Source organism: Streptomyces sp. NPDC002640 (genome assembly GCF_053592575.1).
In genome coordinates, this window is record NZ_JBSFVZ010000005.1 from 1 (window position 1) to 25673 (window position 25673).

The 25673-nt window shown below is 69.2% G+C and carries 30 protein-coding genes; 27 read left to right on the forward strand and 3 right to left on the reverse strand.

What is annotated here, in order from left to right; translation table 11 throughout:
* Positions 1 to 82: 82 nt before the first annotated feature.
* A complete protein-coding gene (locus ACWD3O_RS08265; RefSeq protein ID WP_451415233.1) occupies positions 83 to 1390 on the reverse strand; it encodes an ATP-binding protein in 1308 nt (435 codons plus the stop codon).
* Between the two features lie 419 nt (positions 1391 to 1809).
* Between ACWD3O_RS08265 and ACWD3O_RS08270 the strand changes: the two genes are divergently transcribed.
* The 7 genes from ACWD3O_RS08270 to ACWD3O_RS08300 all read left to right on the forward strand — a co-directional run bounded on the left by ACWD3O_RS08270 (position 1810) and on the right by ACWD3O_RS08300 (position 8766).
* The gene (locus ACWD3O_RS08270) at positions 1810 to 3744 is read left to right on the forward strand and encodes a hypothetical protein (RefSeq protein WP_451415234.1); all 1935 of its coding nucleotides are present in this window, start codon (positions 1810 to 1812) and stop codon (positions 3742 to 3744) included.
* A 225-nt stretch (positions 3745 to 3969) separates the two neighbouring features.
* The gene (locus tag ACWD3O_RS08275) at positions 3970 to 4134 is read left to right on the forward strand and encodes a hypothetical protein (protein ID WP_451415235.1); all 165 of its coding nucleotides are present in this window, start codon (positions 3970 to 3972) and stop codon (positions 4132 to 4134) included.
* 191 nt (positions 4135 to 4325) lie between these two features.
* The gene (locus ACWD3O_RS08280) at positions 4326 to 5474 is read left to right on the forward strand and encodes a hypothetical protein (protein WP_451415236.1); all 1149 of its coding nucleotides are present in this window, start codon (positions 4326 to 4328) and stop codon (positions 5472 to 5474) included.
* A gap of 369 nt (positions 5475 to 5843) precedes the next feature.
* Positions 5844 to 7286 carry a hypothetical protein gene (locus ACWD3O_RS08285; RefSeq protein ID WP_451415237.1) on the forward strand — a complete coding sequence of 481 codons (1443 nt, stop codon included), beginning with the start codon at positions 5844 to 5846 and terminating at the stop codon, positions 7284 to 7286.
* Positions 7287 to 7534: 248 nt separating this feature from the next.
* Positions 7535 to 7762 carry a hypothetical protein gene (locus ACWD3O_RS08290; RefSeq protein ID WP_376620886.1) on the forward strand — a complete coding sequence of 76 codons (228 nt, stop codon included), beginning with the start codon at positions 7535 to 7537 and terminating at the stop codon, positions 7760 to 7762.
* Between the two features lie 267 nt (positions 7763 to 8029).
* Complete coding sequence (locus tag ACWD3O_RS08295) at positions 8030 to 8308, forward strand: hypothetical protein (RefSeq protein WP_451415238.1); 279 nt, start codon at positions 8030 to 8032, stop codon at positions 8306 to 8308.
* Positions 8309 to 8442: 134 nt separating this feature from the next.
* Positions 8443 to 8766 carry a hypothetical protein gene (locus tag ACWD3O_RS08300; protein WP_451415239.1) on the forward strand — a complete coding sequence of 108 codons (324 nt, stop codon included), beginning with the start codon at positions 8443 to 8445 and terminating at the stop codon, positions 8764 to 8766.
* A 31-nt stretch (positions 8767 to 8797) separates the two neighbouring features.
* Here the strand turns inward: ACWD3O_RS08300 and ACWD3O_RS08305 are convergent, their stop codons facing one another.
* Together ACWD3O_RS08305 and ACWD3O_RS08310 are read right to left on the reverse strand one after the other, a co-directional pair.
* On the reverse strand, positions 8798 to 9130 hold the full coding sequence (locus tag ACWD3O_RS08305; protein ID WP_451415240.1) for a hypothetical protein: 333 nt from the start codon (positions 9128 to 9130) through the stop codon (positions 8798 to 8800).
* Positions 9131 to 9261: 131 nt separating this feature from the next.
* Positions 9262 to 9534: a hypothetical protein gene (locus tag ACWD3O_RS08310; RefSeq protein WP_325749252.1), complete on the reverse strand. Its 273-nt coding sequence runs from the start codon at positions 9532 to 9534 to the stop codon at positions 9262 to 9264.
* A 207-nt stretch (positions 9535 to 9741) separates the two neighbouring features.
* Between ACWD3O_RS08310 and ACWD3O_RS08315 the strand changes: the two genes are divergently transcribed.
* From ACWD3O_RS08315 to ACWD3O_RS08410, 20 genes are all read left to right on the forward strand, one after another.
* Positions 9742 to 9990, forward strand: coding sequence for a hypothetical protein (locus ACWD3O_RS08315; RefSeq protein WP_451415241.1), 249 nt, complete (start codon positions 9742 to 9744; stop codon positions 9988 to 9990).
* Between the two features lie 29 nt (positions 9991 to 10019).
* Positions 10020 to 10256, forward strand: coding sequence for a DUF3263 domain-containing protein (locus ACWD3O_RS08320; protein ID WP_398689317.1), 237 nt, complete (start codon positions 10020 to 10022; stop codon positions 10254 to 10256).
* A gap of 204 nt (positions 10257 to 10460) precedes the next feature.
* Complete coding sequence (locus ACWD3O_RS08325) at positions 10461 to 10724, forward strand: hypothetical protein (RefSeq protein ID WP_451415242.1); 264 nt, start codon at positions 10461 to 10463, stop codon at positions 10722 to 10724.
* Positions 10725 to 10967: 243 nt separating this feature from the next.
* Complete coding sequence (locus ACWD3O_RS08330) at positions 10968 to 12134, forward strand: hypothetical protein (protein WP_451415243.1); 1167 nt, start codon at positions 10968 to 10970, stop codon at positions 12132 to 12134.
* A gap of 28 nt (positions 12135 to 12162) precedes the next feature.
* On the forward strand, positions 12163 to 12453 hold the full coding sequence (locus tag ACWD3O_RS08335) for a hypothetical protein (protein WP_332757046.1): 291 nt from the start codon (positions 12163 to 12165) through the stop codon (positions 12451 to 12453).
* A 62-nt stretch (positions 12454 to 12515) separates the two neighbouring features.
* Entirely contained in the window at positions 12516 to 13160 is a 645-nt protein-coding gene (locus ACWD3O_RS08340; protein ID WP_451415244.1) for a bifunctional DNA primase/polymerase, read from the forward strand.
* 254 nt (positions 13161 to 13414) lie between these two features.
* Positions 13415 to 13957: a hypothetical protein gene (locus tag ACWD3O_RS08345; RefSeq protein ID WP_376620896.1), complete on the forward strand. Its 543-nt coding sequence runs from the start codon at positions 13415 to 13417 to the stop codon at positions 13955 to 13957.
* A 157-nt stretch (positions 13958 to 14114) separates the two neighbouring features.
* Entirely contained in the window at positions 14115 to 14933 is an 819-nt protein-coding gene (locus tag ACWD3O_RS08350; RefSeq protein WP_451415245.1) for a hypothetical protein, read from the forward strand.
* Between the two features lie 138 nt (positions 14934 to 15071).
* Complete coding sequence (locus ACWD3O_RS08355; protein ID WP_451415246.1) at positions 15072 to 15350, forward strand: hypothetical protein; 279 nt, start codon at positions 15072 to 15074, stop codon at positions 15348 to 15350.
* Between the two features lie 166 nt (positions 15351 to 15516).
* The gene (locus ACWD3O_RS08360; RefSeq protein ID WP_451415247.1) at positions 15517 to 16026 is read left to right on the forward strand and encodes a DUF6884 domain-containing protein; all 510 of its coding nucleotides are present in this window, start codon (positions 15517 to 15519) and stop codon (positions 16024 to 16026) included.
* Positions 16027 to 16275: 249 nt separating this feature from the next.
* The gene (locus tag ACWD3O_RS08365) at positions 16276 to 17436 is read left to right on the forward strand and encodes a DUF2637 domain-containing protein (RefSeq protein ID WP_451415248.1); all 1161 of its coding nucleotides are present in this window, start codon (positions 16276 to 16278) and stop codon (positions 17434 to 17436) included.
* A gap of 425 nt (positions 17437 to 17861) precedes the next feature.
* Positions 17862 to 18482, forward strand: coding sequence for a hypothetical protein (locus ACWD3O_RS08370; protein ID WP_451415249.1), 621 nt, complete (start codon positions 17862 to 17864; stop codon positions 18480 to 18482).
* A complete protein-coding gene (locus ACWD3O_RS08375; RefSeq protein ID WP_451415250.1) occupies positions 18482 to 20515 on the forward strand; it encodes a peptidoglycan DD-metalloendopeptidase family protein in 2034 nt (677 codons plus the stop codon). Before ACWD3O_RS08370 ends, ACWD3O_RS08375 begins: the two co-directional genes overlap by 1 nt.
* Positions 20516 to 20715: 200 nt before the next feature.
* Positions 20716 to 21351, forward strand: a complete 636-nt coding sequence (locus ACWD3O_RS08380; RefSeq protein WP_451415251.1) for a hypothetical protein — start codon at positions 20716 to 20718, stop codon at positions 21349 to 21351.
* Positions 21352 to 21578: 227 nt separating this feature from the next.
* Positions 21579 to 22106, forward strand: coding sequence for a hypothetical protein (locus ACWD3O_RS08385; protein ID WP_451415252.1), 528 nt, complete (start codon positions 21579 to 21581; stop codon positions 22104 to 22106).
* Positions 22107 to 22350: 244 nt separating this feature from the next.
* Positions 22351 to 22662, forward strand: coding sequence for a hypothetical protein (locus tag ACWD3O_RS08390; RefSeq protein ID WP_451415253.1), 312 nt, complete (start codon positions 22351 to 22353; stop codon positions 22660 to 22662).
* Positions 22663 to 22794: 132 nt separating this feature from the next.
* Positions 22795 to 23214 (forward strand): hypothetical protein, encoded by a 420-nt coding sequence (locus ACWD3O_RS08395; protein ID WP_451415254.1) that lies wholly within the window; start codon positions 22795 to 22797, stop codon positions 23212 to 23214.
* 13 nt (positions 23215 to 23227) lie between these two features.
* Positions 23228 to 23638, forward strand: coding sequence for a hypothetical protein (locus ACWD3O_RS08400; RefSeq protein WP_451415255.1), 411 nt, complete (start codon positions 23228 to 23230; stop codon positions 23636 to 23638).
* Positions 23635 to 24126 carry a hypothetical protein gene (locus ACWD3O_RS08405; protein ID WP_451415256.1) on the forward strand — a complete coding sequence of 164 codons (492 nt, stop codon included), beginning with the start codon at positions 23635 to 23637 and terminating at the stop codon, positions 24124 to 24126. Before ACWD3O_RS08400 ends, ACWD3O_RS08405 begins: the two co-directional genes overlap by 4 nt.
* Positions 24127 to 24344: 218 nt before the next feature.
* Complete coding sequence (locus ACWD3O_RS08410; protein WP_451415257.1) at positions 24345 to 25607, forward strand: hypothetical protein; 1263 nt, start codon at positions 24345 to 24347, stop codon at positions 25605 to 25607.
* Positions 25608 to 25673: the final 66 nt, after the last annotated feature.

The window sequence follows — 25673 nt, forward strand, 5'->3', positions numbered from 1 at the left end:
CTGTCCGGCGGCCGGCCTCCAACCAACCCTCTGTTGCGGGCCCCGTTCGAACGGGGCCCGCAACAGAGGGTTGGTTCCAGGATCAGACCTGGCCTCCCAGAGCCAGGGCCTTCACGGTCGCCCCGAAGACCTTCGAGGCCACATCGGTCACCGTCGGTACGTCCTCCAGCCGGGGGCACTGACCCACGATGACCGACGCCGCGAACATCTCGCCCGCCGTCTTGGCCACCTTCGAGGCGAGCAGCAGTTCGCGCATCTGGGGGACCCACACCCCAGCGCCACCGTCCTCACGGTCCTTGGCATCCTTCGTGCGCAGGTTCTCCGCGAGCTTGATGAACTTCGCCGGGACGCCCAGAGCCTTGGCCGCGTCGAGGTCGGTGGTGACCTCCACCGGGACCGCGAAGCGGGACACCAGGGCGTCATCGAGCTGTCGCACTCCGATGCCCTCGGGGTTGTAGCCGCACAGCGCGTAGAACCCCGGCTCAGCCTTCACGACAGGCGCATCCGGCTTGTCATCGAGGCTGAGCGTTCCGCGTCCGTCGAGAACCGAGTACAGGACGGCCAGAACCTCAGAGGGAATACGGGTGATCTCGTCGACGAACAGCGGACGCCCCTCCTTCATCGCGCGGGTCAGCGGGCCGTCGGCCCACTTGAACGTGCCGTCGTTCTGGGGCAGGTAGGAGCCCACGAAGTGGGAGACAGTCATGTCACCGTGACCGTTGATCGTGATCAGGTCCCGGCCGAAAGCCGCCTCCGCCAGGGCGGACTTGCCGGTACCGGGCAGGCCGTACAGACGCACCGGGATACCGGCAGTGCGCAGGTGCTTGAGCGTCGCCACGTCGTGGTGGCCGCCCAGGTCGCGCGGCCGGTAGATCTGACCGTTGGGACGGTAGTACTCCCGCTCACCCTTGATCATGGCGTCACGCTGGTCGGCAGCCTGAGCGCGGGGGGCCGCCGTGGCGGGCTGGGCCTGGGAGAGCTGACCGTCGATGAACATCTTCGCCAGGGTGCGCAGCACATCGGCGTCGACGTGGGCACCGGCCGGGTTCTGTGCCTCCACCTCGAAGTACTCGACCGTCTTGCGGGCGTCCTTCGAGTCCGCCTCCGACAGGCCCGAGTCGTCGATCAGGATGGGCTTGATCAGGATGTTGCTGTAGCCCTTGCGGTCGTGCTTCTCAGACCACTTGCGCTGGAGCACCTGCCAGGCCTCCTTGGCGAGCACCTTCGGGTTCTTCGTTCCGGAGTCCCCGACGGCATTGGCCCGCCGGTACACCGGCTTGGTGTGCCCGGCGCTCGCCGTGTGGCAGTAGCCGGTGGACGTGGCAACGGCAACGTAGGTCTTCTGCTGCGGGCTGGAGAGGTCCTGGACCTTGAAGCCGAGAAGGAACATCGGGAACTCCGGGTGTCTCGTTCGGGAAGGGATCTTGCGATGCCCTGAACTTATGAGAACCCCGGCAAACGCCCAACTTCGGTCTGTCCGGCGCAAGTTGGGGCCTTCCCGACGTACGGTGTGAGCTCTTCAACCGCCTGCCGTCCTCCGAGTGCCAGCGGCTTTGGGCAGCTCAGCGGGCCGAGAGCCAGGCATCGCTCCGCAGGCACGCTCCACGACCCGCGCCCGGAGGCAGACGCCATCGACAGCAGCCGGCAGGGGTGTTCCGCCGAGCGCACGGCGGCGCTGTCCGCGGCACTTCCCAGGCGCCACAAGGCCTTCTCCACCTTCAGATTCTTGGATTCGCGGCGAGTCGTTCCAAGGCCGTGGGCGGTGGCCCAATCAGGGCGCAACGAACCGCCGACCGAAAGGCCCCCGCGATGACCGCCCGCACCAAAGCGCCTGTGACTTCCCCCTGGGACGACGTGAGGCACCCGGCATGGCTCGCCCTGTCGGCTCGTACCGGAGACTGGCTCTCGACCGTCTCGGAACGTGACGACGTGATCGCGGTCGTTCACCCCGGCGCTCCGGAAAGCAAGTACGCGGAGTTCTACCCGGCGCTGGCCGAGGGCCGCTTCGCCCCGGACCAGCTTCTTGAGGGCCAACCGAACCCCGCGCTGATCGACCCGAACGCGTGGGCCGACCGCTGTGCACACCCGGCGTTCGCCGGTGCCATCTGCCACGAGGCCGCGCACGCCAAGCACACCAAGTTCGCTCCCACCCGGCAGCACAACGCGTCGGCCGTGCGCTGGGCCACGATCCTGGAGGAGCCCCGCATCGAGCACCGGCTGATTCAGGACCGGCCTGGCGACCGATCGTGGCTGCGGGCTTCCACCCGTCACGTTCTTCTGACCGGTGTCAGCGGCGGGCACGATGACAAGTCGGTGCCGGGCGCAGTGCACCAGGCGGTGCTCATCCTGGGCCGTGCGGCCGGTGGGGTGCTGGACGACTATGAGGTACAGCCGGTCACCGATCAGGTGACGGGCATCCTCGGTGACGCTGTGATGGGCGAGCTGAACGGCATCTTCCGTGAGCTGTTCGAGCTGGACGACGACGACCAGGACGGGCTTATCGCCCTGGGAGCACGAGTCGCCCGCCTCGCGCAGGACGACGCGGACGACGACCAGCAGAACGGCGAAGAGAGCGGCAGCGGGCAGGGCCATGGCGGCGGGGCAGGTCAGGGCGGGCAGGGCACAGGCTCCCCGTCGGGAGGCACCGGCCAGGGAGGCTCCGGCGACGCCGAGGACGGGCAGACCGAGAACGATCCGATCACCGTCATGATGCCGTGCGGCGCGGTTACCTGGGGTGACCCCTCTCAGACCGGGAACGGCAGTGATGACGGCGGCGGTAGCGGCAACGGCGACGGCGACGGCGACCAGCAGAGCACCCCGACTGTGGCTGAGCGCGTTGTCGACCAGATCGCTCGCGCCGCTGTGGCATCCGCGCACGCGAAGATCGCGGTTATCCTCCCGAAGCGGCCCGACTACACCGGCCGCCAGGCAGCGATGAAGGCTGCGCAGAACGTGTTCGCTGGCGGTGGCGTCGGATATCGACAGATCAAGGTCCGGCAGGTGAAGCCCGACGAGAACCAGCAGCGGCAGGCGCGTGCTCTGCTCAACGCTCTGTCGAAGGCGCAGTACCGGGATGTGAACCGTACGACCCGCGCCGTCAGCGCCCCGCCCGGCCGGATGGTCATGCGGGAGGTCGTACGCCGCGAGGCGCAGATCCGGGCTCGTACGGAGGTGTCTGCTCTGCCGTGGCAGCGCACCTCTCGCCGTCAGGAGGAGAACCCGCCTCTCACGGTGGGGATCAGCCTGGACGTGTCGGGCTCCATGAGTCCCTGGATCGGGCCGGTTGCGTCGACTGGATGGGCCCTTGCCCACGCTGTGGCGTCCCCGCGTCTGGCGGGCACCGTCGCCTCCGTGGCCTGGAACGGCGTCAACCCCACCGAGATAGGCACGGCGCTGATCAAGCCCGGCAAGCGACCGGCCACGGTGCCGGTGCCTGTCATGGACTGGAGCGGCGGATCCGACGGCTGCGGCCAGTCTCTCTACGCGCTGGACGGCACGCTGAATCTCACGGGCAAGTCCGGCGCGCGCGTTGCGGTGGTCATCACCGATGGAGAACTGCCCAACAAGCCGGATGTGCAGCGGGCGGCCGACCACCTCACCCGCGCGGGTGTGCTGCTGCTGTGGCTGAGCGTCAGGGACGGGGGCTGGGCTCCCAACGGGGCTCACGTCGAGTACCTGAGCGACCCGGCGAACTTCGGCCCCGTGGTCGGCCGTGCGCTCGCACGTGCGCTGACCAACGCCTGATCACTGATCACCCGAGGGGGCCGCACCAGCGGCCCCCTCTCTTCTTTCCGTGTTCCTCCAGCCAGTCAGCCGGCACGGCCCGCGCTGTCCGCTGCGGCCGCCACAGTCGGCGGACGGACGCCACGAACAGGAGTAGCCACCGTGACCCCACCCAAGGACCCAGACGTTCCCCGAACTCATGCCCCGCGCCGCCCCAGACTCCTGCGGGGTCAGGGCCGGCACCTGATGAACGCCGGCTACCTCAGCTTCATCGTGTTCGGCGTAGGCGCCCTGACGCTCACGGACTGGGTGCGCGGAGCCGACGGGTGGATCTGGCTGCCCGCCGTGGTGCCCGTGAGCTTCGTGATCGTCGGAGCAGCGGTCCAGACCCGCGACGAACACACCGGCTGACGGCGGCGGACGGACGCCTTGAGCAGCGGCCCGGCCTGTCCTGACACAGGCCGGTGACCAGCTCCAGCTCGCCCTCCGCCACCCGGCATTCGCGACCAGATGAGCTTCTACCACCGGGTTCGTAGCTTTCGGCCACGGTCCCGCCTCCGGGCGGCTCCGTGGACCCCCGCCGCCAACGACCAGGTAGAGCCATGCCGAACTCTCACGCACGAGCACTGCGCACCCACGACATCAACGAGGTCTTCGTTCAGGAGCTGAAGGCCCGCGAGGACCAGCTCCGCTCGAACCACGTGTGGATCGCTCCCGTTCTCGACCAGCTCTCCGGCGGCCGCGTGGTCACCCCGCCGCGTTACGTTCCGGCTCGCTTCACCCTTGCGGACCAGGCCGACCTGATCGACGAGGCCTCTCACGTCGGCATCTACCGGATGTGGGCCCGGCGCGGTCGGGTGACGTTCGATGTGAACGAGCACCTGGCCGCCGAGCTGTATCGGTCGACGTACAAGGAGCTGCCCGGCAGGATCTTCGACCACCTGCCCTACATCAATCCGCTGGTCGTCCTCCCGGACCCGTGGCCGATCCGCTACCAGAAGTCGGACGGGCTGGTGAGAGGCTTCTTCGTCCACGGGTACAACCAGCTGCCCGAGCGGCAGACGTACACCGACGAAGACATCGAAGGCCTCGGTCTGCTCTTCGTCATCGACCTGCTCGACGACGACACCGGAGAGGTGCGGCAGCAGACGTACATACGCCTTCACATCCCCACCGGGCTGCGGCAGTTCACCCTGAAGCAGGCGGTCGGCTTCGCCGCAGCGCGAGCGGAAGCCCGATGGGCACGCACCCCTGAAGAGAAGCCGGTCCTTGCCCTGTTCGAGGCCCTGCTGAAGCCCGCTCTCAGCATCCTGGTGTACCTGTGCTGCGACAACCGGGACGTCGTCGAACCTCCCGTCGTCAAGCCCACCCGCAAGAAGCGCAAGAGGCCTGTGCAGCGCGACCGGGACCCCTTCTTCGTTGAGGTCGGCTGGCGCGTGGGTCCTCGCCTCCACGCGGCCAGGCGTGCTGCTGGAAGGGTTACGGAAGGCGATGGTGTGCCCTCTGGAGTGCAGCGAGCGCCGCACCAGAGGGCCGGGCACTTCCACCGCTACTGGACCGGCCCGAAGCGGACTCAGGAGGTCACGATGTTCGTTGAACCGCACTGGGTCAACTTCCATCTGCTCCCGGAAGACGTAGACCCGATCACCACGGTCGTCCCGGTGGACCCGCAGCGGCATGATCCGCTCCGCAGGCGCGGTCTGCGCAGCCACACCGGGAAACCGCCGAAGGCGTGGGCGTACGCGGCGTGACCGGCTTACGCCGCCAGCCCTGGGGTTCCTCCCGGGGCTGGCGGCTGTCGAGGACCTGATCTGGGGCGGTTGGCCTGTCCGTCCCCACCTCCTCGTGCCGCCCCTGCACCCCGCTGGCTCCGCGAGCCGGCGGCTCCCGGGCAAAGGGCCGGCCAGTCGTACCGATCGGAAGGTCAGAGCCGCCCCGGAACGGCGCCCCGTCCGCGGGCTGCGGACGGCCCACTTCCTGTGGTCGCAGGCGCGGATTCGCCGTGCCGTGCGCACCTGAGCTCCTCCTCTTACCTTCGCTCCCACCCCGAGGCCGGCCGCGCAGATCGCGGTGGCGCCCGAGGGCCCTGAACCCACTCGATCCGCCTTGGAGCCTTGACCATGTCTGTGCCGACACATACGCCCCGCACGGTCGGCGTGCCTGGGATCGGCACACTGACCGTCCTCGACACCGTTCTGCCCCATGGGCGGGTCCGATTCAAGGTCACCGGACCGCATATCAAGGGCACCTTCATCGTGGCCCCGGAGGCCAAGCGAGGTGGCACCGTGCTGCCCGCGACGGTCCAGGTGCAGTACGGCGACGGACTGGAGCCGCAGACGTACTACACACCGCGGCCCGACGAGCCCGTCGTCTACCGGGTCGGCGTCCATGGCCACACCGCCGGGCTCGACCCGGATGCCATCCCGACGCGCTACTTCCTGGGCCCGTACGCCGTGGCCTCCGGCCGGACGTTCCTCACCGAACGACTGCCGGACGGCACCCGTCAACGCACCGAAGCAGTGGTCCGCTGCCTCTTGGAGCTGTGGCGCGACCGCGACGATGTCACCGAGCTGAAGCTGGCGGCCGCGGTCGCCCGAGCAGACGAGCACGCAAGGTACGAGGAGCAGCAGGCCGACCAGCTCGAGGCCGAGATCCAGAAGGTGACCGCCCAGCGGGTCTCGGCCCGCCGAACGGTCAACCAGCTCACCGGCATCCTGCGCCGGCGGGCAGGCGCTGTCCTTCCAGCAGACCCGACCCCGGTGAAGGTGCCGTTCTTCGACCGTCACGGTCACCAGATGGGCATCATGACCGTACGAGAGACCCCCGCCCCGGCCGGCATACGGCCTGGCAGCGTGGTCTACAACGTCCAGGGCGCCAGGGTCGCCGGATCGTTCACCGTGGAGCGCTACCGGTACAGCAGCACCCCCTGGCCGGAAGGGATCAACGTTACGTACGGCGTCCCGACCAGCCGCTACGGCCATGAAGCACACGACGAACCGACCATCAACACCGTTCGCCTGAGCGGCGGCTGGAGCAGCAGCGGCGATACGGGACGCATCACCCTGACCACCCCCGACCGGCTGCCGGCCCGCATACGGCTCTCTCCCACCACCGGCTGCTCCGCGCCGGTGGCCACCGAACGACGGGCGTCCGGTGTGCTGCGAGCACTCGCGTTGCGGTATCTCGCGCGGCCGGACGCGGAGGCCCTGCACCTGGCCGCTGCCAAGGACCGCGCCCCGGCGCTTCTCACTGCTACGCGGCAGAAGCTGAAGGAGCTGCGCGAACAACAGCAGAAGCTGACCCGGAAGGCGGCCGAGCACCGCAAGCGTGCCGCGCAGTACCGCGAGCTCCTCGCGCCTCTCCGCACGCTGCCGGATATCCAGTCGGACCCGTCGGTGACCCTCGCCAAGCAGGAGGCGCGCGGCGGAGCTGGTCGAGCAGACGTGAGCAGACGAAGGCTGAGCTCTCCCAGGATGCTGAACGCCCGCGGCCGCGACTCGATAGGCCCGCGGGCAGCCCTCGGTGATCAGCGACGATCGACACCGGCCGTACAGCCAGGGTGAATCCTGCGGTGAGCCAGATGCAGATCATCTTCCCAGACGGCTCCCGCCTGCCCGGGCGGGAGCCCGCGCGCTCGACTGGAGCGCGCTGTCCGGCAGTACGTGACACCGACGCGCAGCTGCGAACGTGTGCTGCCGGACATCCGGAAGGGGACTTTCGCGGCGCCAACGGGTCGTCCGCCGAGGCTGCCTACCTTCAGCTCCACAAGACAGCGGCTGATCAAGAACAGCCCGGACCGAAGGAGCGCCACATGAGCACGGCGACGCTGCAGCCCACTGACGAGGTCGTCATCTCCACCGTGCGGACCCCGGACCTTACCCGCCCGCACCACGTGCTCCCCATCGGTCAGCAGCACATCGACGACCAGGCCCCCATGGGCCGGTGCACCGTGTGCGACACCATCGGCGAGTGGAACGCACTCGTCGACCTGGCGCCTTCCGCGTACGGCTGCCCCGGCCGTCCGCCCTACGGCGCCTGAGGCACCGTCGGAGCGCGGCCCACGTGGGCCGCGCTCCGCAGGCATGCCCTCCGCTGTCCGCTCGTCTCTGAACCATGGCCACCTGCCCCCCGCCGCCTGGCACCCGGCCGGAACGCCCACGGCCAGCAAGGGCTTCGGCTAGGAACACGTCACCCCGCTCACCCGCCCTTCAAGCGGCTCTCCCCGGTTTCGCGCGCGCTGAGGAGATCGGGCCATGCGGTGCGAATCTCCACCTCGTCAAAGCGACCCGACCCCGGAGGACACATCATGCGTAAGCTCGCCCTGATCCTGGCACTCGGTCTCCTGTGGGCGGCGCTCCCGAGCCTGGGCATGGTCCTCTTCAGCATCGTCTGCTCCGTGATCAGCGCCGTGCTGGTCGTCGTAGCGCTGGTCAAGGCTCACCTGGCCCTCATCTGCTGCATCGGCGCGGTTGCTGTGCTGGCCCGCACGAACCCCACCGCCATTCCCAGGGCGACCCGCTGGCTGGCCCGCGCCATTGCCGACTCCGTCGCGGCCGTCATGCCGCAGAAGACCGACAAGGCCTGACAGCGCCGGGCCACTCGCTGCCGGTGCCTGAGGCCGGGTTCGTCCAGCCGGTGTCCACCGTGCCGTTGACGGTGCGGTCGTCGGCCGGACCGCGCCGTCAATCGACATCGTCGCCCTGTTCAAGCTCGCAGCGCATGCTGAGCGACGGCTTCTGGGTCGAAGCCAGCCTGAGAGCGGTCGCTGGGGGTTCCCCGTCCAAGCAGGCCCGCGCCCAGTACGAGGAGCTGACCAATCACCCGGCCGCCCCGACGCCGCAGGATGCCGTCGACGCGATGATCCGACGGATCATCGCGGATCCGTACCGGGCAGGGTCGACTCGTTCGCCGAGCCGGCCTGAGTGGGACCGGGTGGCGGCGGAGGGCTCCTTGGTGATCCCCTACCAGGTCCATGATCCGAAGCGGAATGCGCAGGCCAAGCAGCGTTTCGTGATCATCCTCCGCATCGTGTGGGCGGACTGACGCCGAGCGGCGCCACGCGGCCACCCCATGTCTAGAGGTCGCTGTGCCTGGGCCTGTGCCGCTCAGCCAGATCTCGCAGCCACTGCGGCGTCTCGTCGGGCTCATAGGTTCCCAGCATCTGCCAGCCGGACGCCCGAACGTCACCGATGCGGCCTTCCGGGCCGAGGCGATAGCCGGTCACGGCGGCTTTGAACGGCATGTAGGCCGCCTCGCCCGGCCGTGCGCGGTACTCGATGACGACCGCCTCCGGGTCGAGGATGTATGCCACGTCGGCGCCGTCCATCACCACGTACGCGGGAACGCCGGAAACGATCATGTATTGCGTGACATCGGTCATCGTGACCGTAGCGGTGACCTGCAACATCTCTCCTTCGGCCGGGCCGTTCGATCGGGAAGCGGCGGTGTCCCGGGCCCGGCAGGGACGACATCCCGTCCCTGCCGGGCCGGCCCACGGCCACGTTCCCGGCGGCTGTGAAGAACGGCCGTCGTTCTCGCTCACTGGCCACTCGCCAGCGACCACGGCTCCGCGAGGTCCAGGTCGCCAGCCATGCCGGCGTCGCTGTCCGAATCCAGCTGCGCATCACGAGCGGTCACTGCCCGAGCCCACCACTTGTCCCTGAAGGCAGCGACGCGCGTGAGGTCCTCCAGGTCGAGGCCGTCGCGTTCGGTCTCGAACGCCGCCACCTGGTCGGCAGGCAGAGCCTCCCGGATTCCGCGCAGCGTCTTGCGGGGGTGCCGCGGTGCCGGCTCTACAGGCTGCGCAGTCATGGAGACCCTCCTTGTCCGGGCGGTGGATCGGTTCGCTCCCCGCCAGCAGGCGCGCCTTCGAGGATATGGCCCGCTGGCCCACCCCTTCCAGCGAACGCCACCAGCCGCCCGAATTCGCCAGCTTTCCGAGGATGCGCCCTCTGACGTCTAGCTTCGGTGGCGTCAACCCCGACCAGCCCCACCGACCACTGGGAGCACGCCACCCGCATGACCCTCACAATCTACGCCCCTGCCCTCCCCTGCGGCCGGTTTCCCGCTCAGTGCACGAACGACGGCGCCACCGAGCACGCCGCCCACGACTGGAATCTTCCCGGTGCCACCCACGCCGGGTGGCACTGCTACGGCTACAGCACCACCCCCAGCGGCACTCGTGTCGGCTGGGCCGGCGGCACCGAGGAGCCCGGCGACGCCATGGACCTTTGCCAGAACAACCCCGCCACGCCTGCCGCCAGCTGACGCGGGAGCCCACTACGGGAAGGGAGCTCATGAACGCACTGACCGGCGACGCCCTCCTCGTCCTCGCCTCTGCAACCCATGTCACCGAGCTGGGAGACACCTCCGCGCAGGACGCGTACATCCAAGACCGCCTTGGTCTGCCGACCGCCATGTACTGGAGCGTCCTCCAGGACGTGCTGGACGACCCTTCGGCCACGCAGCATGCCCCGGCAACGATCACGGCCCTGCGGGAACGGCACGGACGACACGCGTACCCCACCCCGTGATGACCGTGCTGGTGGTCTGCCTCGCGAAGCAGACCACCAGCACGGTCCGCCGCTGCTGACCGGTTCGCTTCGCAGCATGTCGCTGAGGCACCAAGCAGGACTCCGCCGACCGGAGCGTCCCTGATTCGCGTGGGGGCGCTCCCTGAAAGTGGCTGCTCCTAACCTCACCGACGTCCGTTTGCCCAGAGGGAAAGGCCTTCTCGGTTGAACACCATCACCTCCGCAGCATCCTCTGCCGATCCCGTCACTGTCCGCCTCATCCACGCCTCAGGGCAGTGGAGCTTGGAGATCTACGACGATCAGCGCACCCGTTTCACCGTCTGCAGCAGGGACGAGGCTTCGCCCGAGCCACCGACCGACACGGCAGCGACGCTGCTGCTGAACACACACAGCGTGCTGGTCCCCGACGGCGCCGTCTGGGCGCACCGGGCACCAGGCATCTTGGAGGTCCGCGCACGCCGGATCTGAAGCGAGCGCGCCCGGGAGCCCTGGCAGAGGCCTGGCTCCCCGGTGGGCTCGCAGGTGCTGCCCGTTTCGCTGACCGCGGGACCTGTCCGGGCCTTCCCCAAGCTGAAGGAGCGGCCGGCGCCCGGGCCTATGCGGATCCGCCTGCCCGTGCGGCGCCGAATTCGCCGCAGCGGCCACCGCGGGGGTGCCCTCTGGTCAGCTCTGGGCACAGAACAGCCCTCCCCGCATCGGAAGAAGCCTTCGATGAGTACAGCCGCACCAGCAGCCGTCCCGCCCATGCCCGCATCAGTCACGCCGGCTGCCGAGCTCGACGACACGTCCATCACGGACGAGATCGCTGCTCTCCTCCAGTGGGACCGACGGCACCTCCTGGCCACCGGTGAAGGACCCCACATACCCCGCGGTGAACCGAGCCGCATCGCCGTCTGCGCTCTCGTCGGTCGCCTCAGGGAGCTCGAGCGAGTTCAGAAGCAGCGCGCGGACGACGCCGCGCGGGCGGCGTTCCAGAACCAGGAGATCCAGCGCAAGGCTGACAACCAGGCCCGTGCGAAGTTCGGACCTCTCATCCACAGCAGCAACGGCTCCTACACGTACGTGGTATCAGCGGACGGCCTCGGTGAGCTCGGCATCGTCAGCCGGCGTGGCGGAGGCAGGAAGTGGCGGTACCAGCGGGCGGGCACCGGTTCTTCCGGCCCGGAGTACGACACACGCCGCGAAGCCGCCGGAGACCTCGTGTGGCTCGGAGACCTTGCCGCTGAATCCGCTGCACGTCAGCAACAGCAGGACGCCGCGCGCACTGCAGTGCCCGAAGGATGGACATGGGGCGACTGGGACGATCTCGGCGAGGACGACATCATCCGTACCCCGATGTACGGACGGGCCGAAGACGGAACGCTGTACCCGCGAGCGTGGCGTCCGGCCGCGGAGGTGCTGGCCGTTACCCGGCTGGGTAACGGCTGCGTAGTCGTGTCCCTGGCCGGCCCCGGGGGCTCGTACGCCGATCCGCTGTTCGTCAGCAGCCAGGACATGAAGGACGTCGGATTCCTCTGGCCCGCCGGTCGTACCCGGCCGGAACCGCGGCCTTACCGCCACAAGCTCCGGATCCGGATGGCCGACATCGCCGACGACATCGCGACTGTCCAGCGCCGACTCGGCCCTACGCCCGAGATTCGGAGCCTGGTGGAGTTGGTCGGCCGGCTGGAGCGGGCACGGACGCCCGACCTTTTCGCCGACCTTCGGCGGGTGGAGGCGGGCACTGCGAAGCTCCGGGCACAGGTCAGCGACCACGAACAGTCCTACGAGGTCCAAAGGATCAAGAGCTGGGCGGTAGCCGCCCACATCAAGGCTCAACAGGCCCTCGCAGCGTTCTCCGCAGACCCGGACTTTGCATCGGCGGTGCCGACCGCCTGACTGCCGGAATCCCCGAAAGGTGACTTTCATGCGCTCGAAGCTCGGACTTCTCCTCGCTCTCGGCCTCCTGGCCATCGCCTTCCCCAACGCGACGATGCTGCTCTTCGAGACTCTGTGCATGATCGTCAGTGCTGTGATGATCACGGTCGCGTGGGTGACCGCACACCTGTCGCTCGTGTGCTTCGTCGGCTCCGTGAGCGTGCTCCTCTACTTCTTCCCCGGCACCTTCCGGCGGGCCGCCCAGTGGCTGGGACGAGCCCTGGCCGATGCCGTGCGCACCGTGTTTCCCCAGCAGACGCAGAGCCCCACCGCCCGATGAAGAGTCCGCGCGGCCGTCGCACTGACGGCCGCGCGGCTGCCGACGCCAGAAAGCCCTCTACCGTGAGCACCGACCACCCACCCCGACAGACGCTCAAGTCCGCCGCGCTCGCGGCCGCCGCCCGAGGCTGGCGGGTATTCCCACTCCGGCCCGGCACCACCACGCCCGCTGTCCAGAACTGGCAGCAGAAGGCGACCTCCGACACCCACAAGATCAACGCCGCCTGGGACCACGGGCCGTACAACGTCGGACTCGCTCCCTGCCCGTCCGGCCTCCTCGTCCTCGACCTGGTGCCGGCCAACGGGGAACTCCCGCCGCTGCGTCACCGCTCCCCGGGTATCCAGGACGGCGCGGACATCCTGGCCGACCTGACCGACAAAGAGGGAGCGCGGTTCCCCGTCGAGACGTTCTCGGTACTCACGCCCGGACGCGGCCTCCAGCTGTACTTCACCCATCCCCACGGCCGCTGCCCCCAAGCCAGCCTGGGAGCAGACAGCCTGCTGGGCTGGCACGTCGCGATCCGGTCGGCGGACTCGTTCGTTCCTCTGCCGGTCAGCACCACCGCCGAAGGCGCGTACGAGATCGCCCATCCCGGGCGGGTCAGTGCCTGGCCCGACTACCTGGCCCGGAAACTCCCCACCGCTGCCTCGTCCCGTACGTGCCCCGGACGAGCCGCCACGCAGCAGGAAGCTCTACCTATCGGCTGATCAGGCACATCCTCCGGTCTCCCCGGCCCCGGCAGACACCTGCCGGGGCCCTTCTTGTGCCCACAGCCCCCTCAGCCGCCCTGTCCGGCGTCCCACCCGTGAGCGCACACCGCTATGGCGGCCCAACGGGCTGGTTACGACCGCCTCCTGGCCTGTCGGGCAGTCAAATTCGCCGGACCTCTCGACCTCGCCGGCGCTCTGCGTAGCTTCCGGTCGGCACCCCGCGACCCACCCCGACAGAGAAGGCGACCGCCATGGACACCGACCCGGCAGCAGACGACCACCACGCGGAGACCCGGCAGGCGCTGCGCCGGTGCGGAGACGCCATCGGACTCGAGGCAGCCCGCCAGAACCTTCCGGCAGACCTGTACGTCGCCTTGTTCGGACGCATGCAGGAAGGGCTGCTGCGCGGCATGGTCCACCAGCTCGGAGACGGCGAGCACACCCTCAAGGTCTTCACCGACCTCCCGGGCGACACCCTCGTCATCACCGCGCCGACACCCGATCACGACCGTCATCTCGGCCCGGACCTGGCCCGCGCGGCGTTCCTCCTCCTCGCAGCCCACGGCCCGAGCCACTCGGCAGGCATCACCGCCTGCACCGTCCACGCGGACGGACACAGCACCCTCCAGGGATGGGTCGTCCTGGACGGCGTCCCGAAGCCGCTGTCGGCCGACGTACTGCAGACCCTGTGCTCCGTGGGAGGGCAGCTCACCGAAGGCTCGGCGACCGGCGGCCGGATCGACTACGTCAACGCCTTCACGCCGGTCCCCCTGCCCGCAAAGAAGGGGGCCTGAGTGCCTCCCTGCGGCTTCACCCCGCATTGCGGCGACTGCGGGGAAACCGACATCACCCTCAACAGCAACGGCAGGACCACCTGCTGCGACGCCCCCATCTGCGAAGGCGCCTCTGACGCCGCCTACCGCCACGACCGGACCACAAGGAAGAACTGACATGCCCGCCCACTCCAACGTCAACGGCAGGTGCACGGAGCCGCGAAGTGTTCACGCTCCCACCCTCGCAGCCGACGCCCGGCCTCTCGTGAAGGGCCGTCACCGCGCCGGTATCAAGCCCGTGCACGCCAACGGAGAGCCTTGTCCTCACCGGAAGGGCGAGGACTGCCCCGGACGTGAGTACCGGGCCCAGTGCAAGAACGCGGGATGCCACTTCGACAAGCAGTTGGATGCCCGCGTCCAGCTCGAGTTCGTGCGTGACACTAGCGCCTGCCCGACGCACCCCTCCTCGGCTGACACGGACGCCGCCGGCGCCGCGAACGAAGAGGACGGCGCAGAACCGGTCGACGAGAAGCCACAGCAGGCGGCGCCGCAACTTCCGCTGCAACCGCAGATCCGTAAGACCGGGCCCGCATCCCAGCCCTACCGACTCACCTGCCCCGAGCAGGGCTGTGGCCGTCTTGGTGACTACGCCACCCGGCGGATGGCATCGGATGCCTTCGGAGAGCACGTCGACCTAGTACATCCGGCACTCACCCCGCTGGACCTGATCCGCAGCGTCGTACAGCTTGAGGGAGACGGCGACGGCCGGTGGACTGTGGGCGACCTGTCCGGTCACCGCTATACGGTGCGGCGCATCGGCGAGAACACCTTCCGGGTCGACGTCGACGGTCGGACGGTCACCGTCGTGGACCCCCTGGCGACCCTGGAGCGGGCCCGGCTCTGTATCGCTCAGCTCGCCCGAATCGTCCACGGCCCCCGGGCGGAAGCCGCCCGCATCCAGCTTCTGCGTGAGGAAAGGGCAGCAGCGACAAGCTGAGCAACAGCCGACTGCTCGGATTCGCGCGCGCTCCGTAGGCACCCAGCCTCCGGCATACGTTCCCCGGCGTCACCACAGACCGGCCAACGAGCGCCGAGCCAGGCGCCGTCCCCAACCGACCGAGAGAAGACCACATCCATGCGCACGATCGACACCAGCGACGAGCTCCTCATCAGCCGCCTGCGCGAACGGCTCACCGACGTCCGCTACTACGGCCTCGACAACGAGTACGCCGGAAAGACGGTGCTCTCGGGCACGGCCTGGAAGGCTCTGGACGAGCCCGGCGCGCGCCTCGTGGAGGTGAACGCGCTGCTCGGCATCTACAAGATCATCCTCGACGACCACCGCTGGTATCAGCTCCGTACCGCTGTCGAGTTCGAGCCGCAGCCGCAGCAGCCGGTCGTCCAGGCCGCCTGATCCACGCCGGGCGGGCCCGTACCTACGCGCGGGCCCGCCGAGGAGAAAGCCCCACACTCATGAGCCTCGTTGCCCTCGCCGCGATGATGGTCACAGCCCTGATCGGCATCGTGGCGGTCGCGTACGCCGTCAGCCCCACCCGGCACACCTGCCCGGGCAGACGCTGATGCCCACTCCGCACCGCCGTCGCATCGTGATCATCAGCTGTGGTTCCCGCAAGTCCCGCAAGCGCAAGCCCGACGGCAGCCTGCAGGAAGTGCCGGCTGGGAAGCTCTACACCGGGCACTACCACCGTTCGCTGCGCGCTGCCGCAGAAGCGCTTACCAGCAGCCCCTCGCAGATCCTGATCGCCTCAGCGTTGCACGGGCTTGTCACGGTCGACCAGCCCCTCATCCCGTACGAGATGACGATCGATCACCCTTCCTCGGTGACCAGCGACCACCTCCGCCAGCAGGCCGAAACGTTCGGCCTGCACAGCGCTGAGGTCATCTTCCTCGGCGGCAAGCGCTACGCCCACAGGCTCCTTCCCGCGATCCCGCAGTGTCTGCGGCCGCTCACCGGCGGCATGGGGACGCAGCGCGGACAGTGCCGGGCGGTAGCCGAACAGCCGGAGCTTCGGCGCCAGTGGTGGGAGGAAGCCGCAGCTCTCCTGCGCGATCACCGCCGCCAGGACTGACCACACGGACGCCGACCGGCCCAGAGGGAACCCTGCCGCGCCGGCTCCACGGGAGGTGTCCGCTTCGCTTCCTACCGTTCGCCGCATGACCACCCGTACTGATCACCGCGGCGATCTCGGCACCTGCGGCCATGCCCCACGCGAGACAGCCAGGGCCACAGAACTGTTGGGAGCCCGCCAGTGACCCCGCCCGACGTAGAGCAGCCGCAGCCCACCCGGGCCCCACGCGCTCACGCTCTTCTCGTCGCTGTGATCACCGGCGGCGGCCTGATCATCGCTCTGATCGGTTTCATCGGTTCTTACGCGGCTGTCCAAGACCTCGCGGAGGCCAAGGGGTTCGGCGACTTCGCCCGCCTGTACCCGATCGGCGTCGACGCGGGGATCGTGGTCTTGCTCGCCCTCGATCTGCTGCTGAGCTGGATCAGAATCCCGTTCCCGCTGCTCCGGCAGACGGCGTGGCTCCTGACCGCCGCCACCATCGCCTTCAACGCCGCGGCGGCGTGGCCGGACCCGCTCGGCACAGCCATGCACGCCGTCATTCCCGTGCTGTTCGTCGTGACAGTCGAAGCCGCCCGACATGCGGTCGGGCGGATTGCGGACATCACGGCCGACCGGCACATGGAAGGTGTCCGGCTGACCCGGTGGATCCTGTCGCCGGTGCCCACGTTCCGGATGTGGCGTCGGATGAAGCTCTGGGAGCTTCGCTCCTACGACCAGGTCATCAAGCTCGAGCAGGACCGGCTGATCTACGAAGCAGGGCTGGAAGTGCGGTACGGGGCCGCCTGGCGGCACACAGCACCCATCGAGGCCCTGATGCCGTTGCGGCTGGCGAAGTACGGCGTTCCCGTGCAGGCCGATGCCCTACCGGTCCTCCAGCGATCCAACGCACCCGAACTTCCGGCCCCGCCCCCCGACCGGTCCGAAGGCGCTCCGACCACCTCGCAAGCCGATCCGCCGCCAGCCGATCCACCGAGCGCCACCCCGCAGGAGGAACCACCACCCCCCGACCTGCCTGAAGGCACCCCGACCGCCGCGCAGCAAGACCCGCCGCCGTCCCCCCAGGAAGAAGAACCCCCTGCTCCACCCGCAGACGGTCGCGCCGCTGTGAAGACGGCTTACGACGCCCTGACCTCGCCAGACGCGGACCTGTCCGCCCGGAAGCTGGCCCAGCGTCTCGCGCCCAGCCTCGGGCTGACCGAGAACACCGTGCGGGTCTACATCACCGCGCTCCGCAAAGAGCGCAGCCGCCTGAAAGTCGTCCCCGACCCCACCGAGGAGGACGAGTCCCAAGCCTCCGAAACGATCGACACCGCTCCTGGCACTCCCGCTGACGCTGACCCCTCACCCGCACCGCATGAGAAGAGCCCCCATGAGTTCCATCGCACCCAATCCGTACAGCCCCCACGCTGACGCAGATCCCCGGTACCGGCACATCCTCCCCACGCCGGCATCCCTCGGTGCCCCGCCTCCCGGCGCCCTGCTCCCCACCTCCTGCGGACGACTGGCCGTCGTCCCCGACGAGGCTCTCCGCCTGGCCGCCGGCACCGATCTCCCCGACGGGCTCTGTCCGGCATGTCTCGCTGCGCTGCGTGGCGAGGAGCTGCCGGTCGACGTACGACCGATCAGCAACTGCACCTGCGGGATGACCACAGAACACGACGGCCGGTGCGCCCTGTGCCGGCAGGAAGACCACGACGAGTGGTGGCCCACCCGCGGAGCCGCAGCAGCCTAACGGGCACCGCTGAAGCAGCTGCCGCACGAGCTCCCCAGGAGGTGTCCGGTCTGCTCCCTACGGTCGCGGGCGTCAACGCCCCCGACCGTCCCAGGGAGTCCCCGTGGAACGACGCCGCGCCGTCATCATCGCCGCCGCCCTGATCGCCCTGGCCGCCTTCGTCGGCCTGGCGGTCACCCTCAACCGCAGCAGCCCCGAAGGGGAGAAGAAGGACACCACTGCTCCCGCGCCGGACACCACGAGCGAACCCAGCACGCCGGCCGGGCCGGTCGACTCCGTCCCAGCCGTCATCGAACCCCAAGAACTCGCGGCCGCCCACACGGTGATGCGCGAGTACCTCATCACCCTCGGCACGTACACCTACCGCACGGACGCCGCCGCCTGGACGGCCAAGGCCCGCGAGCTCACCGACGGCTCCCCGGCCATCGTCGACCAGACCACCCTGCCCACCGGGCGAGCGTGGGCCGAGTGCGAGCGGACGAAGTGCTCCTCCACCGCCACAGCCGACCTCAAGCGCGACACCGTGATCAGCAACGCGCCCGTCGACGGCGCCGGCCGGTCGGTGACCACCCTCGCCTCCACCACTGTCCGCCTCCACCAGGAAGAGCAGACCAGCCAGAGCACCGACTTCCAGATCACCGCGACCTACACCAAGGGCGAGTGGAAGATCTCCGGCCTGCAGCTCGCCAGCGTCGGCGACGCGGGCACCACGGAGAACAGCTGATGGCCGCCCCCATCGCCGCGCTCGCCGCACGGAAGATAGCGGCGGCCGCCGCGCGCCGGGCGGCAGCGCGCGCCGCCGGCAGGTACGGAGGAGGCAAACGCTGGAAGTGGTGGCTGCTCGCCGGCATCGCCGCCTTCTGCGCTGTCGCCGTCGCCTTCCTCACCGCGTTCGGCGCGATCGTCGGAGTCCTGGGATCGAAGTCCGCAGAGGCCGCATGCCTGGACGACGCCTCAGCACAGCAGGGCTCGACCGGCGTCCCCGGCGGCGGTGCCTACAACCCGATCATGCCCGGCAAAGGCATGTACCTCCCGTCCGACACCGCGCGGGCGGAGATACCCCCGCGGATGATGCTCGCCTCGATCCGGGCCGCCGCCCGGTACCCGGGCCTCGACTGGACGCTGATCGCCGGCCAGATGTACCAGGAGACCCGCTACGGCCAGCACCCGTCCGCTGCTCCTGGCGGTGACAACGGCATGGGCTACAAGGGCATCCTCCAGTTCGGTGACCCGGCGTGGCAGAGCTACGGCGACGACGGCAACGGCGACAAGGCCAAGGACCGCTACAACGTCGAGGACGCGGCATTCGCCGCGGCCAACTACATCCACGCCCTCAAGGCCGAGACCGACTCCTGGAACGCGCTGCGCCGGTACTCGGGCTCCACGGTGTCCAACACCACCTACATGCGGGTCGTCACCACCCAGTCCGCCCGATACCGGGGCGTCTTCTCCAGCGACAGCACCATGATCGAGCGTTGGCAGAAGCACCTCGCCGACACGATCAAGAAGAACCCATCCTTCCCGACTCTCGGCAAGACCTCCGGCATCCCCGAGCCGGTCAACGACTTCAACGCCAAGGTCACCAACGCCGCACAGATCAAGTCCGCTCCGGCCAAGAGCTGGTCGACGCCTCCGCTCGGTTCCGCCCCCGGGACATCCACCACCCCCGCGACGCAGATCGCCACCCCCACGCCGGGCAGCGGCACACCGTCCAGCGGCGGACCCTCCGGCGTCAACTCGGTCGGGTGGCAGTGGCCCATGAAGCAGGGCACCTTCACCTTCACCGCCGAGTTCGGACAGAGCGGCGGACGGTGGTCGGCCGGCCACACCGGCATCGACCTCGCCGCCCCGAGTGGTGTCCGCTTCTACGCCCCGGCCGACGGAAAGGTGATCTTCGTCGGTGACGGAGGCGCTTACGGCAACCTCACCAAGATCGAACACGCGGGCGGAGTCCAGACCTGGTACGCCCACCAGTCGACGTTCGGCACCCGGGTCGGCATGGAGGTCAAGCGTGGGGAGCACATCGGCAACGTCGGCGCCACCGGCAACGTGACCGGTGCCCACCTGCACTGGGAAGTCCGCCTGCCCGGTGTCCGCGATCCGCACAGGCCCGGGCAGAACAGCGGCCCGGGCCCGGTCAACCCGAAGGACTGGATGAGCGGTAAGACGACAGCCTCGCCCACCTACGGCAATGATCAGTACGCCGAGGCCCAGGACCAGGCCCAGGCCTGCGCCGCCGACTCGGGTGGTGCGATCGTCATCCCCGACGGCGCCGGTGCTACCGGGCCCCTGCCGGCAGCGGACTCCGAGGTCGTACGCGCGGCTCTCGCCTGGGCGCAGACTGGTCTCGGCAAGACCTACCTGTACGGTGCCCGCCGTCTCCAGGGCGACCACCCGGCCGACTTCGACTGCAGCTCCTTCACTCAGTGGGCCTACTACCAGGCCACCGGCGGCAAGCTCAACATCGGAGGGGACACCACCGCCCAGCTTTCCAAGCTGTCCAAACACAAGGTCCCGGCCGACCAGGTGCAGGCGGGCGACCTCGTCTTCTTCGGCAGCGAGTCCAACCCCGTCCACGTCGCCATGGTCTGGGACCCGGCCACCAAGAAGGTAATCCACGCCGCCAACAGCAAGTCCCCCGTCAAATTCGGGTCCTGGACCGAGCAGAAGGACCCGCTGATCGGGTTCTACCGCGTCGAGATCCCCTCCGGCACCACGGCAGTCGGGCCGAACGGCGGTACCAGCGAAGCCCACTGATGCAGCCACAGGAGACCGCGGACCACGCGGATCGATTCGTCGGCTCACCTCGGGTGAGCCGACGTGCTGGCAGCTGCCGCCGGCCCTCCTGGGTCGGCGGCAGGCCTCCCCACGGCGGATGCCGATTCGCTGCACCTCGCGTTGCCGAGGCGCAGCTGGTGATCTTCGGTCGAACACGGCAGCCCGACACTGGAGAGATCATGAGCCTGGCGGTATCCGAACCCTTGCCTCTCAACGACCCCATGCACCTGAGCCGCCCCGTCCTGTGCCAGGAGGACCGTGCGCCGTGGGTCGGACAGAAGGCCACCGGCCCGCACCGGGCCACTGGATTCGTTCACCGGGTCTACTCCACCCCCTTCGGCGTCCAGGTAGCCCTGCTCCAGACTGACAGCCGAGGCCTCAGGCTTCAGGTGACGGAACTGCTCTCTACCGCCACCCTGCCTGCCACACACCGGGCCGCGTACCTTCGCAACCAGCGCACGCTGCTGAACATGCCTGTGCCGGGCACCGGGGCGGACGCCCGGTCTGTCGCGGCCTGGCACCGCCGGGCCAATCTCTACATGCACTACGACTTCGCCCTGAAGTACGTCGAGGCAGCGCTCCTTGAGCACGTCAAGGCGGGCGACGAACTCGTCTACAGCCTTGGAACGCGCCTGGTGGTTCTCGACCCCGACCTCGAGCGAGACCCTCTGGTCGGCAGTCGACGGCGGATCCAGGTGCGAGCCACCGACGAACACCGGGACACTGTCCGCTGCTGGGGGTGGGCCGACGGTGAACAGGCCCTTCTCCTGCGCCATGACGGCCTTGGCCCGCTGCCCACCCTCGGCCTCCTGTGATGGACGAGATCGTGTGCAAGTGCGGTGCACGCACCTATGAGCAGCACTTGGCAAGCGGGCGGCCCGCACACACCTACAAGCGGGACAAGGCGTCGAGTCAGGTGCGCACGTAACGAATCACTCTGCGAAGCGCACCCATGGCCTTCCCTGTTTTCGCCCTGGATGGGAAACGGCGCTGCACGGCGGCACGCTGCACCACATCACCGCAGCGACGAACGGAGCCGAAGATGACCACCGCTTCCCACACCAACCTCGTGGCCATGCGCTTCACTGACGGCGACGTCGTCAGCTCCAGCGGGACAATGTGGCGCCGGGGCCTGCGCCACGCAGGGCAGTGGGCCACACTGGACGATCAGCACAGCAGCCGCTCCGACGACGCGATCCGCACCGTCCTCGCGTCGGAGGACGGCACATACGCTCCCGCCCTCCCAACCGTCCACCGGCCGCTGCCGGGCACCAGCTGCGCCACACGCGAAGCCCTCGACGCGCTGGTCTTCCGCCCGGCGGCCGGAGCGCTGCTGTACACCGTCTCCCTCAACGGCATGCAGTCGTTCCTGGGGAACGACCGGGGCATCCAGCGGCGCAACCCGACGCCGCTCAACCTGGCCTCCGTACGCGCATCCCTGCAGGGCACCCTGGCCAGGCACCAGCGCGCGTCCATCACCTACCACCGCGCCACCGGCCGTCTCTACGCCCGCTACGCCGTCGCTGACGCCGCCCTGCATACGCACGTCTACGTGCTCACCGCCAGCTGACCACCTCGAAGCTCCCTCTTGCCGAGCAGGTGAGAGGCAGCAGACCAGGACGATCCAGGCCGTCGCGCGCCCGCGCGACGGCCGATGTACGCCGCGACGGCAGGGCATACGCTCCGCCCCCCTGCCGGTGGTCGACCGGCGAGTCCCCCGCCCGAGCCGATGCCTCAGAAACCGTCTCTGAACCGCTTTGTCAGTCCGGACCAATACGCTTGGCCGCGCTTGCGGCCTGATTCCAGGAGGAGAAGTGGACCTGTCCGTCACCGGCCCGTATTACGCCGGCGTCGTGCTCGCTACGACAACGGGGGCGGCGCTGCTGATCTCGGCCGTCTCCGGTCACCGCCACGGCAACCCCACGGCTGGCCTGCCGGTGCTGCTCCTCGGCCTGGTCGCGGCCGAAGGCCCGGCGCTGCTTTCCTCGGCCGTCGGCCCCGACCCCGGTGCGGACCTGACCGGCCCCGTACTGGGCGGCCTTGCCGGTATCGGCATCGGAGCCGTCGTCGGCCTCGCCATCGTTGTGTTGCTGACCACCCGCTGGTCTCGCCACAGTGAGAGATGAGCGATAGCGGTCTAGAGACGGGTTCTCACCGAAGACGCAGCTCTTCGAAGGGGTTGTCCGGATCGGGAGGCAGAGTAGGCGCCGCCTCGGGATCACCCGACGGCGCCTACTCCGACGGTTAGGACCTGTCTCATGCCTCAGCCCGTACAGCTCGTCCAGTTCGACCTGACAGAGCGAGACGCGCTCCTCGCGGCTGGTCAGCCCAAGGCCATCGAAGCTGCCCTGCGCGCGGTCACCGCCCGGATCAAGCGGAACCTCAAGGCAGTGACCGATCTGGCTTCCGACAAGAGCGTGGGTGCCAGCCCCGAAAAGCTGACGGAAGCCCGCGCCGGCATCGAAGCCAGCCTGGCTGTCCTCACGGTGTGCCCGGCTGGTGAGATCGCGGACCTGCGCAAGAACCTGGAGGCCGCCCGGGACCTGGTGGACGAGGCGCTGCAGATATCCGCCGTCGGCGTCCCGGCGGCCGCAGCGGACCCGCGCACCGCAGATTCGCCGGCGCAGGCGTACGACGGGGAGAACGCCGCAGAGTACGGGCTCTCAGCCCTCCAGTAGGAGGAAGACCGCGGTGCTAGCCCCTCTGATCGACTCGACACCCGTCTGCTACCTCGGCAACGACAACCAGCTCGTGTGGCGTCCGTGCCGCATATGGCAGCTGGACGAGCAGCACATTCTCGCTGTGGTCACCGAGACGACCGAACCCACGATGAGTATCGAGACGGCCGCCGCCGCGATCCGCCTCACCCTGGAAGGGCTGCGCCAGCCCTTCCAGGTGACCATCGTGGAGCACTGGCCTGCGGGGACCGGAACGGGCGGCGAGCACTACGCCGAGCAGTACCGGCACGACAGCGGCCGCATCCTCTGGAAGCACGTGGAGAAGGACGAGCTCCGGGCCAAGCTGGCCAACTTCGACTCCACCCAGCCATCTGGGAGTCCCCTCACGGCCAGGGCGCGCCAGCTCGAAGGACCGGCACAGTGAGAAGCGGGCACGCCACCCCTTCGGCTCTGCTCGCCGAGACCGCACTGCGGGAGCTCCTGACCCTGTCCCGGGGGAAGGGCACCACCCTTGCCCAGATCACCGAGGCTGCCGAACTGAGCCTGCTGGAGATCGACATCGATCGTCGACAACGCCGCCCCCGTGGGAGCGGGCATCCCTGGCTCGCCAAGGTGACGAGCTTCGCCTTCCCCCGCGCGTTCGCCACCCGGGTATCTGCCGCCGCCCGTGCATCGGCCCCCGAGCAGATGACCGAAGAGGAACTGCTGCGCCATGCCACGGCGGAGGGACAGGCACACAATCACATCTGTTTCACCGCCGAAATCACGGACGGTCCGAAGACGGCGGCCGGCCGCCAGATCGAAGTGCAGTTGCCGGATACCGAAGCCGAAAAGCTGGCCAACCAGATCCTGAAACTCATCACCTGGCGCCAGAGTTCCGCTTCCGAAGGCACAACGGCGCGCCCGGCGTAAGACCCCATCGGTAGCGGCCCCCACCGCCAAGGCGCCGCCGGGAGAAGTTTCGCGGCCGCGTGACCAGATGTCCGGCACGGTGCACTGTCGCCGGGCATGAACCGCCCGGTTCATGCCCCGCCACAGCGCAGGCGGGACCCACACCAGAAAGGGCACCCACTGTGGCCTACACCCTGGGAATCCGAGGCTGCCAGCACCTCGGCTACCACAACCCCCGGATGCGACTGCACCCTCAGACACGCTGGAACCAGCGCGTTGTCGACGGGCACCTCGCCCACGACCTGACCATGCGCGCCATGCTCGACGCTGGGGTGCAGGGCATCATCGACGGGGGCGACCTCACCCACCGGGCCCGGCCCCTGCCGCGCGACGTCGAACACGCCAACCGCGTTGACGACCTGCGGGCCCGAGCCAACATCTGGGGCCTGGGCAACAGCGGCAACCACTGCGCTGGCGCGGGAACGGACATCTCGGCCATGGGCACGATGCACCGACCCGATCTCGGCATGCACGCGGTCTACCCCGACCCTCGCCGTGGCCCGGGCGACGGCACCGGCCCCTACCCGGGCCTGTACGAGATCCACCAGCCGACCGACGGCCTTGCCATCCACGCAGTGTCCCACTACGGCCTGGACCGCTCCCTGGCCGACGCCGGCATCCACATTGACCCCGTCCCGCTGCCCGGCCACGTGAACCTCTTCGTCTGCCATGGCACGTTCGAAGCCGACGGCCGTCTCTACCACTGCATCAACCCCGAGGGGCAAGAACGCCCCATCCCCCTGGAGTGGGCCCACCGCGGATGGGACGCGCTGCTGCTCTCCCACTACCACTCCCTCGGCGCTGTACCTGGTCACGACCACGACGGTCCCGGGCAGGTCTGGTACACCGGCTCCTCCCTGACCCGGGGCTTCTCCGACGACCTCGGCCCGCGCGGCTGGCTTCACGTCACCGTCGAGGACACCGGCCGCGTCCACGTCGAAGCCCGCACCATCTGGCAGCGGCCTCAGCACGACCTTCCCGTCATCAACGCCGCCGAGCTGACCACCGAGGACATCGACCAGCTCATCACCGACCGCATCGCCGCGCTGGAACTGGAAGACCCCGAAAGCGCGAAGCTCACCGGAGACGCCGGGGCGATCGTCCGCCAGCGCATCAGCGGCACCACCCCCGGCCAGCGAGCGGCTCTGCGAGCCCTCCAGCCGCGATGGAGCCGCCTCGCCTCTGCCGCCGCGTCCTGGCAGATCGACTACCCCCACCCCACCCAGGCGCAGGACGCGGACAGCACGCTGGGACGGCAGCGCCGGATCACAGGGCGGATCACGGACTACGGCACGGAATTCGAAACCCGCAGTGCCGAGCTGACCCGGCGCATGGGCATCCCCGACGTCATCGCCGAGCCGGTTCGCACCAAGGCCCTGCAATGGGCCAAGGAGATCACCCCCACCTCCGCCTCGTCGAGCGAGGCTGCGATCACCGACTGAACCCGCCGGGGCGGAGGTGTCCGCTTTGCCGACGATGCTGCACGGCAGACGGGGCTGAACTGCGGC